We start from the raw sequence: 14,796 nt of genomic DNA, 5'->3' as shown, positions 1-14,796 counted from the left end.
TTTTATTAAAGAAATGATGTATATTTGTAGTGTAAAAGAATTGTAAATGTTATCAAAAACTTGTGAATACGCCATTAGAGCAGTAATTTATATCGCACAGCAAACCAAAGACGGAAATCGAGTTGGAATAAAAGATGTAGCGAAAGGAATTGATTCTCCTGAATATTTTATTGCAAAAATTTTGCAAGAAATGGTTCGAAAAAATCTTTTACAGTCTACAAAAGGACCAAATGGTGGTTTTCATCTCGATGAAAAAGATATGAAAAATTCGTTGGCTGTAATTGTTAGACATTTTGATGGAGATAAAATTTTTAGTGGTTGTGCACTTGGACTAAAACGATGTTCAGAAAAAAATCCTTGTCCTTTGCATCAGCAATTCAAAGAAATACGAAATACTTTAAAGCATTTATTAGAAACAACTACTATCAACCAATTGGTTGAGAAATTAGATTCGCAAGAAGTATTTCTAAAATTAAATTTAGAATAAAATTTACCTTAATAAAAGATAAAAAGGTCTTTTTATTTGAATTGAAAATAAAAAACTTACTCAAATGAAAAATGATACAATTGATAAAATGTCTGGACATTGGCTCCTTGCTAAAATAGGAAAAAAAGTACTAAGACCTGGAGGAAAAAAGTTGACAAATGAAATGGTTGAATTGTTAGATATCAATACAAATGATGCGATTGTAGAATTTGCTCCTGGGCTTGGTTATACCACTTCTATTGTACTTGACAAACAGCCAACATCATACATTGGAATTGATTTAGACGAAAAAATTATCGAGAATTTAAATCAAAAATTTGATAATCAAAAAGCTGTTTTTCAATTAGGAAATGCTGCTGACACAAGACTTGATGACTGTTCTCAAACTAAAGTTTTTGGAGAAGCTATGCTAACGATGCATGCCAATCATCGTAAAAGTGAAATCATAAAAGAAGCTCATCGTGTTCTAAAAAAAGATGGATACTATGCAATTCATGAATTAGCATTAAAACCGAATAATATTTCAGATGAAATCAAAAAGAACATTCAAAAAGAGCTTGCAATTACGATGAATGTAAATGCAAGACCATTAACAGTTGAAGAATGGAAAATTCTTGTAAAAGAAGAAGGTTTCGAAATTATTGAAATTAAAACAGCTGAAATGCGCCTGCTTGAACCTTCAAGATTAATTGATGATGAAGGATTTTCAGGATTTTTAACTATCATAAAAAATATTGCAACTCAAACAGAAGTGAGAGAAAGAGTAATAAAAATGAAGAAAGTTTTCAAAAAATACGAAGAACACTTGTGTGCTTTTGTCATGATTGCAAAGAAAAAATAATAATGCTAAAAGGCTCAAAAAAAATTTAATTTAATAAAAGATAAAAAAGTATTCTATTATGGACATAAAAACAGATTTAATCGGAGAAATGGTCTCAGAAGATTTTAGAACTGCGGCGATTTTCAAAAAACATGGCATTGATTTTTGTTGCCGTGGTGGAAGAACCATCGAAGAAGCCTGTGAAAATAAAACTACAGATGTAAACAAAGTGTATAATGATTTGGAAAATTTACCTTCTCAAACCGAAGCTTCAATTGATTTTAAATCGTGGCCATTGGATTTGCTAAGTGAATATGTTGAAAAAATACATCATGCTTATGTGGAAGAAAAAATACCTGTTTTACTCGCTTTCTTAGACAAATTATGCAAAGTTCATGGTGAAAGACATCCAGAACTTTATGAAATAAACGCTTTATTTAATCAAACAGCTCAAGATTTGAGTGCTCATTTAAAAAAAGAAGAATTAATTCTTTTTCCATTTATCAAAAAAATGACTCATGCAAAGAAAAGAGGAATAGAATTAGAAGTTCCTCATTTTGGTACAGTTGAAAATCCAGTTCACATGATGGAACATGAACATACCGCAGAAGGTGATCGTTTTGCAAAGATTGCAGAACTTACCAATCATTACACTCCACCAGCAGATGCGTGTAACACTTATCGCGTGACCTATGCAATGTTAGAAGAATTCGAGAATGATTTGCATACTCATATTCACATCGAAAACAACATTCTATTTCCAAAATCTATTCAATTAGAAAAAGAACTTAAATAAGTTTATTCACTCCCAATAATCCCCTTATTGGGAGTTTTTGATTCTTTAATTCATTATTATTTAAGATATTTTCACTTATAGTTTTGTAACTTTTTGATGATTGATGCGTCTTATTTGTAAACAACCCTATAAATGAAAAAATATTTTCTTCCAATTATTTGTATTGCATCTGTTCATACTTTTGCTCAACAAGAAATAAAAGGAACTTTTCAATATACCAATCAAGCTCCAATAGCGTTAGCAGATGTAATCATTTTTCAAGGCGAAAAAATTATAGATGAAATTTCTACTGACGAAAATGGGCACTTTACGGTTATTTTAGAAGAAGGAACTTATACGTATAGAATTGAAGAAGCTGGAATTTTACTTCATTCATCCTCTCTCACGATTACGAATCATACGGATTTAGGAATTATTTTAGTTCCTAAAACAGAGAATGTATCGTTAGCAGAGGCTGTCGTAACTGGCCAAAAAAAATTAATTGAAAAGAAAGTTGATCGAATCATTTTTAATCCAGAATTAGCCGAAGGCGCAAAAGGAGGAAATGCCTTAGATGCGTTAAAACTTGCACCACGTATAAAAGTTGAAGAAGCTACAGATGCGATTTCTATCATTGGAAAAGGTTCTGTAAGTGTGATGATTAATGATCGTTTGATGCAAATGAGTAGTGAACAATTAGCCAATTATCTAAAAACTATCCGAACAGAAGATATCGATAAAATAGAAGTTATCACCAATCCACCTTCAAAATACGATGCAACTGGAAATAGTGGAATCATTAATATCGTATTGAAAAATGCAAAACAAGAAAGTTTCAATGGCTCTATTTCAAGTTCTTATAGTCAGCAAAAATATCCAGGTTTTAACTTAAATGGGAATATCAATTACCGAAAAGGAAAATGGACCTTAACCTCGAGTATTTATAGTGGTGTTGGAAATTGGTACAATGAAAGTGAAAATTCGACTATTTATCCTGATCAGAAATGGTTGACAAACGGAAAAAATAAAAATAAGAACCAGTATTATGGTGGAAGAATTGGTATTGACTACCAACTAAACGATTTATTCATTACAGGATTTAACTTTGACTATTCTGATGGAGATGGGATGAACAAAGGGAATTCCATCACTTCTATTTTTGATTTAACAAATAATACCTTAAACCGATATATGACAACCAACAGAGATGGTACGACTTGGGATTGGGGGTATCTTGGATTGAATTATCATATCATCAAAAAATTTAAACAAGAAGGAAAAAAGTTAACATTTGACTTCGATTATTCGAACAATATAAACGATAACAACAGCAAAAATATAAGCAACGAATTTGATTCAGATTGGAATCCAATTGATAATAAATACGACAACAACTATAGTTTATCAGAAAGTTCATCGGATCGATTTAATGTAAGTCTTGATATGGAGCATCCTGTTAATTCGTGGAAAATGAATTATGGAACACGTTTGCGTTGGGCTAAAGATAAAGCAGACAATCACCGTTACTCAAAATCAAATCCAACTGAAGATTTCCAAGAAGATGTTAATTTCTCGAATAACTATCAATATAACGAAAATGTGTATGCACTTTATTATTCAGTCGAACGAGAATTAAATGAAAAATGGACAGCTAAAGTTGGTTTACGTTACGAACATGCACAATCAAAAAGTATAATGGATGATCCGCAATATAATTACAAAAAAGAGTATGACGGTTTATACCCTACTGCCTATTTGATGTATCAATCTTCGGAAAATCATTCGTTTACCCTAAACTATTCGCGCCGTGTAGATCGACCATTTATTTGGTATTTAAATCCGAGAACAACCAAACAAAACGAATACAGTTACTATGAAGGAAATCCAAATCTAACACCTTCTAATTCTAATAATTTCGAATTAGAACATGCCTATAAAGATTTATTTGTATCGAGTATCTATTACAGAAATGCAACTGATCTTTTTGAACAAGTCGTTATCTATGATCCTGAAACGAAAATTTCGCTTTCTAAACCATTTAACATCGGAAAAACATATAGTATTGGATTTAGTGAAAACATCAATGTAAAACCATACAAATGGTGGAAAATAAATGCTTCGGCAGATATTTTTTATCGCAAAACCACAAGTAAAATTCCTGAAATGAACTATACATTAGATGGTATGAATGGTGAATTTAGAATTACAAATAATTTAGATCTCAATAAAAAGAAAACCCTTTTTGCAAATTACTCGTATTCGTATTACACAAAAAGTACAGATGGCTTGGATAAATTTGGAGATTTCATGCGACATAATATAGGGTTAAGAGCAATGGTTTTTCAAAAGAAATTGCAAATCTCTGCCAATATTTCTAACCTTTTCGAAAACAAAAATGGTTCATACACAAGCATTTCTAATAATGTTATAAATACTGGTGTAAGCCAATCTTACAGATCGTACCGAATTGGAATAAGTTATAACTTTGGAAAACAATTCAAAATAGAACGATCAAAATCTAACCAAGAGCAAAGCGGAGGCGGAGGAAATGGTTAACATATAAAAACTTTTTCATCAAAACTAAAAATACAAAAACCCTAAAACTTATCATTTTAGGGTTTTGTTATTTTAAAAAAAATTAGTCATTATATGGAATAATTTCGATGTCCAAAAATCGAACTTCCAATGCGAACCATTGTACTACCTTCCTCTATTGCAATTTGGTAATCACCTGACATTCCCATGGATAAAATGGTTATATTTTCAAAATTATTTTTCAAGAAATCAAAGTTAGATTTTAAGGTATTGAATTCATTTCTGATCTGATTTTCATCTTCAGTAAATGTTGCCATTCCCATCAAACCTACTACTCTAACATGAGGCAAATGCTGAATTTCTTCTTGCATAATTTGTCGAGTTTCCTCCACATCTAATCCAAATTTAGTCTCTTCATCTGCAATAAATTGTTGCAATAAAACATCGATAATACGATTGTTTTTCTCTGCTTGTTTATTAATTTCTTTCAACAATTTTAGACTATCAACTCCGTGAATCAAATGCACAAAAGGCGCCATATACTTCACTTTATTGGTTTGTACATGTCCAATCATATGCCAACGAATATCCTTAGGAAGAACTTCGTACTTGTCGCACATTTCTTGAATTTTATTTTCACCAAAATCTCTAATTCCAGCTTCATAAGCTTCTTGCAAATCTTCAACAGGTTTTGTTTTAGAAACTGCAACAAGTGTTACATGATTAGGAATTGTCGTTTCAATTGTTTTTAAATTATCTTGAATACTCATTTTATATTATTCTTTCAAATCAAATACTGCAAAACCACTCAACGGTTTTGGTTCGATGTACGTACTTTTTGGAGGCATTTTAAGCCCTAAATCCGAAATCAATTGTAGATCTTTTACATCGACAGGGTAAAAAGCAAATGCAGCGATATAATCGTGATGATCTACTTTATTTTTTAAAGCTTCTATTCCATCTTTGTCACGCGTTCCACATTCGTAATGAACACGTTTATCTTTCTTTGTATCTTCAATTTTTAAAATTGGTTTCAATACAGTTTCTTCAAAAATATACGTATCCAATTCACTCAAACCTTCTGTCATCAATATACTATTTTTGACATAAAGACTATAATATTGACCATCTAAATACATTACCAAATGATGTTTTTTGGTCGGAACAATTAATTCATCATTCTTTGGAATAATCTCATAATATTCTTCTAAACGTTGAATAAATTCTTCGGAAGATAATCCATTCAAATCTTTAATTAAACGATTATAATCATTAATAATCAATTCTTCATTCGAAACCAAAAGCGCTAATGTATAATTAAAAGCTTCGTCGCCATAAACCTCTTCTTTAGAAGTTTCTGTTGCATATCTTGTATAACGCTCGGAACTTTCCATACGATGATGACCATCAGCGATGTATAATTCATCTAACTTTTCGATCGAATCTTTCATTTGTTTTAAATTCAATCGATTATCAACTCTCCACAACAAATGTTGCGAACCATTTGGTTCATCAATTTTCAGAATTGGTTTGCGTTTCATTTCTGTATCGATCAACAAATCTACTCGTTGAGCAGGTTTGTAGGTCAACAAAACAGGTTCTGCATGAAAATGAGATTCTTTCAGATATTCTGCAAATAATTCCACGCGACGTTCTAACGTTTCTTCGTGTCTTTTGATTTTATTGTTTCTGTAATCATCTATATTTACAAGTCCTAAAAGACCTTTTGTCTCGCGACCATTTGCCTGAATCACTTGATAAATGTAATAAGATGATTTATCTTGAATCAGTATTTTTTTCTCGATAAATTCTTCTAAGTTCTGACGAACTTTTCTGAATTTTTCTTTCGGATCTTGAATAGAATCGTCCCAAGTTGGTAGAATAATATGCAAAAAAGAGTTTTCTCTTGTATTGATATAAAAATCCACTTCTTCTTTCGAATATTGATTCACCGCAAGGGTAACAAATTCTTGAGAAGTTTCCTCGGTTGGACGAATTCCTTTGAATGGTTTAAATTGTGGCATTTATGTTAACTTTAAATAGAATAAAAAAACAAAATTATTTTCCGTAAATCTCTACGATTTGCGCTGCTAATTCAGTTCCAATTCGATCTTGAGCTTCATTTGTAGACCCTGCAATATGTGGCGATAACGATAATGCTTCGTTCATCAATAATCCCATTTCAGGTGTTGGTTCTTTCTCGAAAACATCTAATGCAGCACCAGCTACTTTACCATTTTCAATGGCATCAACCAACGCACGCTCATCAACAACTCCACCACGTGCAGTATTAATCACAATTACACCATCCTTCATTTTAGCAAATTCTTTTTCTCCTAAAATGTATCCATCTTGAGCAGGTACATGCAACGAGATAAAATCTGCTTTTGTAATGACTTCATCAAAATCGACAGAAGTAATGGAGAAATTCACTTTTTGACCATCAAAAAACTCTAATTCGATATCGCGAGTTGCAGGGAATTTATCATACACTAATATATTCATTCCTAAACCGATTGCTTCACGAATTACTTCTACTCCAATACGTCCAAAACCAATTACACCCATTGTTTTCCCTCTCAATTCGATTGCTTTTGCGTACGCTTTTTTCAATCCATTGAAATTAGAATCACCCTCTAAAGGCATGTTACGGTTTGCATTGTGTAAATTACGAACAATAGAAAATAAATGCGCAATTACAAACTCTGCTACAGATTGCGAAGAAGATGCGGGTGTATTAATTACTTGAATTCCTTTGTTGCGTGCATATTCAACATCGATATTATCCATACCAACACCTCCACGACCAATAATTTTAAGGTTTGTTGCATCGATTAATGGTTGACGAACTTTTGTTGCAGAGCGTACCAAAAGTACTTCGATGTTATTTTGATTGATATAATTTTCTAATTGTTCTTGTGCTACATGAGCTGTTATGACTTCGAAACCTTTTGCTTCTAAAGCTTCTTGTCCTGCTTTAGAAATTCCGTCGTTTGCTAATATTTTCATTTTATTATTATAGAATTAAGATGTGAGATTTTAGATGTTAGATAAAATATTTCTCAATACTAATATCGAGCATCTAATGTCTAATGATTAACCAAATTTTTGTTCAAATTGTTTCATCACTTCTACCAAAACTTGAACTGATTCTAATGGTAAAGCGTTATACATTGATGCACGGTATCCACCTACATCACGGTGACCAGCAAGTGAAACAATTCCAGCTTCTTTTAATAAAGCATCAAAATCAGCTTTTAAATCTTCATTATTCAAAACAAAAGTTGCATTCATTTGCGAACGATCTTCTGTAGCAGCAGTTCCTGTAAACAATCCATTACGATCAATTTCTGTGTACATGGCGTCTGCTTTTTTAGTATTTACTTTTGCAATAGCCTCTACTCCACCTTGTTCTTTTAACCATTGTAAGTTTAACATAACTCCATAAATCGCAATTACAGGCCAAGTATTGAACGATGATTCTTTTTTGATATGCGTTTCGTAATTTAAATAATCAGGAATATTACGTCCTGTTTTACCTAATAAATCTTTCTGAACAATTGCAACTGCAGAACCTGCAGGTCCCATATTTTTTTGAGCTCCAGCGTAAATCACACCAAATTTTGAAACATCTACATGTTTTGACAAAATATCAGATGACATATCACAAACCATAGGAACCGGAGAATTTGGAAACTCCTTTATTTGTGTTCCAAAAATCGTGTTGTTTGATGTACAGTGAAAATAATCCACATCTGTTGGAATAGAATATGCTTTTGGAATATAGTTGTAATTTTTATCTTTAGAAGATGCAATAACTTCTATTTCACCGAAACGTTTTGCTTCTTTAATAGCGTTCTCAGCCCATTTCCCAGTTTGCGTATAAGCAGCTTTCCCTCCTTCTTTCAATAGATTATAAGCAACTGTAGGAAATTGCAAAGAAGCTCCTCCTTGCATAAATAAAACATCATGCGATTCTGGAACATTCATTAATTCTTTTACCAAAGCTCTTGCTGTATCGATTACTTCAACTGCATCTTTACGACGATGAGAAATTTCTAAGATAGATGTTCCTGAATGATTGAAATCTAAACAAGCTTGCGCCATTTTGTCGAAAACAACTTGTGGTAAAATGCATGGTCCTGCACTAAAATTGTGAATTTTCATAATTAAAATTGTTGTGTGTTTGTGTGTATTAAATTGTAACAAATATAGTAAATCAAAAATTCTTATAAGCGATTCTAAAACTAACTTTTGAACAGACTTACAAACAAAAAACCCCAAACTGTAAAAGTTTAGGGTTATATAATTTCTGAATGAATTCTTTTTTAGTATTGAACGAAATCAACATTCAATTCTTCAGCCTTTCTTTTGTAGTAACCATCTGCTAATTTATCTTTAATTTCTGCGAAAGAATTTAAAGTATATTCGATGTGCTCATCTTCGTGAGCAGCAGTTGGGATAATACGGAAGATAATCATTCCTTTTGGAATAACTGGATACACAACTACAGAAACAAAAATTCCGTACTCTTCGCGCATTTCTTTTGCTAAAACAGTTGCTTCGATAGGAGAACCATTCAATACGATTGGTGTAACACAAGTGTTAGACCCTCCGATATCAAATCCTCTTTCTTGTAAACCTTTTTGAATTTTTTCAACATTATGCCATAACTTATCTTTAAGCTCTGGATGATTACGTAATAACTCAAGACGTTTTAAACCTCCGATTACCATTGGCATTGTCAATGATTTTGCAAAAATTTGAGAACGTAAGTTGTATTTTAAAATACGAATAATATCTTTATTACCAGCAATAAAAGCTCCGAAACCAGCCATCGATTTTGCGAAAGTAGAGAAATAGATGTCAATTGCATCTTGACAACCTTGCTCTTCTCCAGCTCCAGCTCCAGTTTTACCTAAAGTTCCAAAACCGTGTGCATCGTCTACTAATAAACGGAATTTATATTCATCTTTGAAAGCAGCAATTTCTTTCAAGATTCCTTGTTTACCTGTCATTCCGAAAACACCTTCTGTAATCACTAAAACACCTCCGCCTTGTTTGTCAGCTAATTTACGTGCACGAATAATTGTTTTTTCGAAACTTTCGATGTTATTGTGTTGGAAAATAAAACGTTTTCCGAAATGTAAACGAACACCATCAACAATACAAGCATGACATTCAGCATCATAAACGATTACATCATTTTTAGAAACTAAAGCATCAATTGTAGATACCATTCCTTGGTATCCAAAGTTCATTAAATAAGCAGATTCTTTTTGAACGAAATCAGCTAATTCTTGCTCTAATTGTGCGTGATAATCTGTTTGTCCAGACATTGCACGAGCTCCCATAGGGTAAGCCATACCATATTCTGCAGCAGCGTCAGCATCAGCTTTACGAACTTCAGGGTGATTAGCTAAGCCTAAGTAGTTATTGATTGACCAAGTAATTACTTTTTTTCCTTGGAATTCCATTACTGGTCCGATTTCTCCTTTTAATTGAGGAAAAACATAATAACCTTCACCGTAATCAGCGAATTGACCTAATGGTCCAGGATTTTGTTTTAAACGTTCAAAAATGTCCATTTTATTATAGTTTAATTTTTTGATTAATTGAAAAAAAAGTAGAAAGTGAACAAACACAACCTACTTTACTTTTAATTTTTACAAATATACGTATTATTTAATTCGTTCTACAGTTGCACGAGCTTCTAAACCATTAAGCCTGCTGTTTGTAAAACCTTCTTCAGCCATCCATTCGTCGCTAAAGACTTTTGTCATGTAACGAGATCCGTGGTCTGGGTAAAGAATTACAACTAAAGAATTCTCATCGAATTCTCCTGCTTCAGCCAGTTGTTTAAACGCTTGTGTTGCAGCACCTGAAGTATAACCTGCCATAATTCCTTCTTTCAAAGCAATTTCTCTTGTACGATAAGCAGCTTCTTCGTCAGTAACTTTTATAAATTTATCAACCATTTCAAAATCTAAAGCTCCTGGTACTAAATTTTTTCCCATTCCTTCGATTCTGTACGGATAGATATCATTTTGATCTATTTTACCCGTTTCGTGATATCCTTTTAAGATTGATCCATAAGCATCAACTCCTATGACTTTTACATCAGGATTTTGCTCTTTTATGTAACGTGCACTACCTGTCAAAGTTCCTCCTGTTCCTGTACATCCAATAAGGTGAGTAATTTTACCTTCCGTTTGATTCCAGATTTCAGGACCTGTTGTTAAATAGTGAGCTTCTGTATTCCCTTGATTAAAATATTGATTTATATAAAGAGAATTTGGTGTTTCCGCAGCAATTCGTTTTGCCACTTCATAATATGATCTTGGATCATCAGCAGGTACATTCGCTGGGCATAAAAATACTTTTGCACCCATTGCTTTCAAAAATGAAATTTTTTCTGCTTTTGTTTTATCCGATACCGCTAAGATACATTTGTATCCTTTTACGATAGCAACCATCGCTACTGCAAATCCAGTGTTACCTGAAGTTGTTTCTACAATAGTAGCACCAGGTTTTAATAGACCTTTTTTTTCAGCCTCTTCTATGATATGTAAAGCTATTCTGTCTTTTGTTGAATGTCCAGGATTGAAACATTCTAACTTTGCATAAACTTCGCCTGGAATGTCTTGGTTAATTCTGTTTAACTGAACTAATGGAGTGTCTCCAATTAACTCTAAAACGTTTTTATATTTACCAGTCATTTCACAAATATTCTTTTCTAACAAAAAGCAAAATTACGGATTTTTTAATTAATTGTTAAAAATTTAACTTGTAAAATTAATTTCTAACAATTTTTAACTAAAAATCTAATTATTTACTTTTTATTAAATTAGTTATTATTTAAATTAAAAATATGTTTTAAAATCTTCTCATCAGTAGAAGTAAATTCCACTTTTCTTCTTTCCATCATCTTCTCTGCAGCCTCGCAAGCACGTTCAAAACTAAATATTGGTGCATCTGATTGTCCTCCCCAACTATAATGTTTGATCATATTTGGTGGAAACCCAGATTGAAAAACGTTGGCACAAACACCAACAACTGTACCAGTATTAAATTGTGTATTAATTGCAGATTTTGCATAATCTCCCATAATCAATCCGCAAAATTGTAAACCAGTTTTTACAAATCGAGCCTCTTTGTAACTCCATAATTTCACCTCTGCATAATTATTTTTAAGATTTGAATTGTTTGTATCCGCTCCCAAATTACACCATTCACCAATTACAGCATTTCCTAAAAAACCATCGTGTCCTTTGTTAGAATAAGCCATTAAGATTGCATTATTCAGTTCTCCTCCCACTTTACAAAATGGACCAATTGTACAACCTGAATAAATCTTTGCACCCATGTTTATCTTTGCATGTTCACACAAAGCTAATCCACCTCTAATCATAGAACCTTCCATAATTTCTGCATCCTTTCCAATATAAATTGGACCTTCAGACGCATTCAAAATCGAAAATTCTACTTTTGCACCTTCTTCAAGAAAAATTCTTTCAGCGTGTAAAACTTGGTTTGTTTGTGAAATTGGTTGTGACTTTCTACCTTCTGTTAATAAATCATAATCAAATTCTATTGCTTGGAAATTATAAGTAAATAAATCCCACGAATTTTTGATATGAATAATTTGATCTAACTCAATAATTTTGGTCGTAATCGTTGGTACTGCTTCTGTTGTTCTCACCGCTACAAGTTGATTTTCAAAAACAATAGATGTATTTAATTCTATATTTTTTATGGCTTGTATTAACTCTTTTGTCGGAAAAAATGAAGGATTAATGAATATATTTTCTGATTGTAAATGTGTCGAAAATTTTTCTTCTAAATAGTGTTGAGTTTTATATGAAATGGACGAATTTAGAATTTTCTCCCAACGTTCGGCAAAGCTTAAAACTCCCATTCGTAATGACGCTACTGGCTTAGTAAACGTCAGAGGCAAAAGATTTTCCCATTCTTCACCATCAAAAAGAATTATATTCATTAATTAAGAATTTGTGCAAATTTAAAATAATTATTCTATAAGCTCATACGTTCAATAGAGTTTTATCAATATAACAGCCTAAAATAAATCATTTAAAATATTTGGTTGATGTAAAAAGGTCGCCGTAATTTTAGGCACATTTAAAAAATATTTTTCCGTTTTGAAATCAGCTCCGATTCATTTTGGTTCAATCGCATATATATTAGACGATTACCTTGCAAAAAACACTTTTTCTTCTATCTTCTTTTTGGTAGATGAAAACACACATGTGCATTGTTTACCAATCTTATTAGCTGATTTGGATAACATTTCTGCTTACGAAATCCTTGAAATTGATTCGGGAGAAGAAAATAAAAACATCGAAACCGTAAATAATCTTTGGTTAGCATTAAGCGAATTGGGTGCAGATCGTCACTCATTGGTTATAAATGTTGGCGGTGGTGTTTTAACCGATATGGGAGGTTTTATGGCTTCCACCTTCAAACGTGGTATCAAGTTTATCAACATTCCAACAACATTATTATCTCAAGTAGATGCTTCTGCAGGTGGTAAAAATGGAATTGATATAGAAGGAATGAAAAATATGGTCGGCACATTTAATCAACCCGAAATGGTATTAGTTGATCCCAATTTTTTATTGACTTTGGAACAACGTCAGGTAAAATCTGGCTTGGCCGAAATGTTAAAACATGGATTAATTAAAAACCGTGATCATTGGGATAATTTAGTTCAATTACCTTCTCATAACGCCGAATCTTTAGCGCCATTTATTATGGATTCTATCCAAATAAAAGAAAATGTTGTGGACAATGATCCTTTTGAAAAAGGTGAACGTAAGATTTTAAATTTTGGCCATACCATTGGTCATGCAATCGAAAGTGAATCGTTAGAAACAGATTTTCCACTTTTGCATGGAGAAGCAATCGTAATCGGAATGATTATTGAGACGTTTCTTAGTTACGATCAAGAATTAATTTCTAAAGCTGATTTAGAAGAAGTGTGCGAAAGCTTTGCGTCGATGTATGCATTAAATACAATTGACATGAAGATTTTCCCTAACTTGATGAAATGGATGAAACACGACAAAAAAAACCAAAACAATTCAATCAACTTTAGTTTGATTAATAAAATTGGACATTGTCGTTATGATGTAGTTTGTACTGAAGATGAAATCAGGCAAGCATTTGAAAAATATAACCAATGGATTGCTTAAAAAAATATACCTCTTTTATTGTTGTAGCGTTACTTGTAAACTTTAGCGTTTCATGTACTTCGCAACACAAAAAAGATGAACAAAAAGTAGAACAACCACAAAATACGATTGCGATGAATGAGAAACCTCAATTTAAAGTAAATAAAACGGAAGAAGAATGGAAAAAAGAACTTACTTCGGAAGAATACTACGTTTTAAGAGAAGCAGGAACAGAACGTCCATTTACTGGAAAATTTAATATGCATTTCGAAAATGGTATTTACACTTGTGCCGCTTGTAACGAAGAATTATTTTCTTCCGAATCTAAATTTGACGGACATTGTGGTTGGCCAAGTTTTGATAAAGAGATTGCAGCTGGAAAAATTGTAGAACGTGTAGATTCTTCGCATGGAATGATAAGAACCGAAATTCTTTGTGGAAATTGCGGAAGTCATTTAGGCCATGTTTTTGATGACGGTCCTACACAAACGGGTTTACGATATTGCATAAATTCACTATCTTTAGATTTTAAACCTCAAAAATAATTTTTTTTTAAAAGCTGTTCCAAAACAGCTTTTTTTAATCCAATATCTTATATGAAAGCACTTCGTTTTATTATCATTTTTATCTTATTGTTATTAATTTATAATGGTATTTACAATTATGATTTAATGATTAATGTGAGAATGACTGATCGTCGTATAAACCCATTACGTTATATCTTTTTCGGATTTTATTTTGTACTAATTCTTTTCAATTTAATTGAATTTATTCGAGGAAAATTTAATTACGGATCATTCAAAAAGGTAATTTATTATTTAATTTTTGCTGGATATTTAGGTTGTATTTTCATGTTCAAATACAATGAATACAACATTCCAGGATTACCGCTTTTGGGATATTTCTCTTTAGTCGGAATTACGTTATTCATGTTAAGTCAACTCATCAAAAACAAACCACCTTACAAACGTGTAAAACAATAATACGT

The 14,796-nt window shown here is 32.0% G+C and carries 14 protein-coding genes; 7 read left to right on the top strand and 7 right to left on the bottom strand.

Annotation, left to right across the window (positions count from 1 at the left end; genetic code table 11):
• The first annotated feature begins 46 nt into the window (after positions 1-46).
• The 4 genes from HX088_RS07280 (at position 47) to HX088_RS07265 (ending at position 4,638) form a co-directional block, all read left to right on the top strand.
• Entirely contained in the window at positions 47-487 is a 441-nt protein-coding gene (locus HX088_RS07280; protein WP_225542125.1) for an RrF2 family transcriptional regulator, read from the top strand.
• Positions 488-551: 64 nt separating this feature from the next.
• A complete protein-coding gene (locus tag HX088_RS07275; protein WP_286483786.1) occupies positions 552-1,328 on the top strand; it encodes a class I SAM-dependent methyltransferase in 777 nt (258 codons plus the stop codon).
• A 58-nt stretch (positions 1,329-1,386) separates the two neighbouring features.
• Positions 1,387-2,103 (top strand): iron-sulfur cluster repair di-iron protein, encoded by a 717-nt coding sequence (gene ric / locus HX088_RS07270; RefSeq protein WP_188319713.1) that lies wholly within the window; start codon positions 1,387-1,389, stop codon positions 2,101-2,103.
• A 132-nt stretch (positions 2,104-2,235) separates the two neighbouring features.
• Positions 2,236-4,638 carry an outer membrane beta-barrel family protein gene (locus HX088_RS07265; protein ID WP_286483785.1) on the top strand — a complete coding sequence of 801 codons (2,403 nt, stop codon included), beginning with the start codon at positions 2,236-2,238 and terminating at the stop codon, positions 4,636-4,638.
• An 89-nt stretch (positions 4,639-4,727) separates the two neighbouring features.
• On the opposite strand, the gene HX088_RS07260 is transcribed toward HX088_RS07265, so the two are convergent.
• The 7 genes from HX088_RS07260 to HX088_RS07230 form a co-directional block, all read right to left on the bottom strand.
• Entirely contained in the window at positions 4,728-5,387 is a 660-nt protein-coding gene (locus HX088_RS07260) for a YggS family pyridoxal phosphate-dependent enzyme (RefSeq protein WP_286483784.1), read from the bottom strand.
• Between the two features lie 6 nt (positions 5,388-5,393).
• Positions 5,394-6,641, bottom strand: coding sequence for a DUF1015 domain-containing protein (locus HX088_RS07255; RefSeq protein WP_284584037.1), 1,248 nt, complete (start codon positions 6,639-6,641; stop codon positions 5,394-5,396).
• 34 nt (positions 6,642-6,675) lie between these two features.
• Positions 6,676-7,626, bottom strand: coding sequence for a D-2-hydroxyacid dehydrogenase (locus HX088_RS07250; RefSeq protein WP_188319710.1), 951 nt, complete (start codon positions 7,624-7,626; stop codon positions 6,676-6,678).
• 87 nt (positions 7,627-7,713) lie between these two features.
• Positions 7,714-8,784, bottom strand: coding sequence for a 3-phosphoserine/phosphohydroxythreonine transaminase (serC, locus tag HX088_RS07245; RefSeq protein WP_171622907.1), 1,071 nt, complete (start codon positions 8,782-8,784; stop codon positions 7,714-7,716).
• A gap of 161 nt (positions 8,785-8,945) precedes the next feature.
• A complete protein-coding gene (locus HX088_RS07240; RefSeq protein WP_171622906.1) occupies positions 8,946-10,205 on the bottom strand; it encodes an aminotransferase class I/II-fold pyridoxal phosphate-dependent enzyme in 1,260 nt (419 codons plus the stop codon).
• A 93-nt stretch (positions 10,206-10,298) separates the two neighbouring features.
• Positions 10,299-11,336, bottom strand: a complete 1,038-nt coding sequence (locus tag HX088_RS07235) for a PLP-dependent cysteine synthase family protein (RefSeq protein WP_171622905.1) — start codon at positions 11,334-11,336, stop codon at positions 10,299-10,301.
• A 128-nt stretch (positions 11,337-11,464) separates the two neighbouring features.
• A complete protein-coding gene (locus HX088_RS07230; RefSeq protein WP_260544105.1) occupies positions 11,465-12,616 on the bottom strand; it encodes a GlmU family protein in 1,152 nt (383 codons plus the stop codon).
• A gap of 160 nt (positions 12,617-12,776) precedes the next feature.
• On the opposite strand from HX088_RS07230, the gene aroB reads away from it, so the two are divergent.
• From aroB to HX088_RS07215, 3 genes are read left to right on the top strand one after another with little or no spacing between them, the layout of a single operon-like run.
• Positions 12,777-13,829 (top strand): 3-dehydroquinate synthase, encoded by a 1,053-nt coding sequence (gene aroB, locus HX088_RS07225; RefSeq protein WP_286483783.1) that lies wholly within the window; start codon positions 12,777-12,779, stop codon positions 13,827-13,829.
• Entirely contained in the window at positions 13,817-14,353 is a 537-nt protein-coding gene (msrB, locus tag HX088_RS07220) for a peptide-methionine (R)-S-oxide reductase MsrB (protein WP_317619463.1), read from the top strand. The genes aroB and msrB overlap by 13 nt, the downstream gene beginning before the upstream one ends.
• A gap of 51 nt (positions 14,354-14,404) precedes the next feature.
• Positions 14,405-14,791 (top strand): hypothetical protein, encoded by a 387-nt coding sequence (locus tag HX088_RS07215; RefSeq protein ID WP_260544110.1) that lies wholly within the window; start codon positions 14,405-14,407, stop codon positions 14,789-14,791.
• Positions 14,792-14,796: the final 5 nt, after the last annotated feature.

It is taken from the genome of Empedobacter sp. 225-1 (assembly GCF_030328185.1).
GTDB lineage: Bacteria > Bacteroidota > Bacteroidia > Flavobacteriales > Weeksellaceae > Empedobacter > Empedobacter stercoris.
The sequence above is the reverse complement of the archived record's forward strand: the minus strand, read 5'-3'. Positions and strand labels throughout refer to the sequence as shown.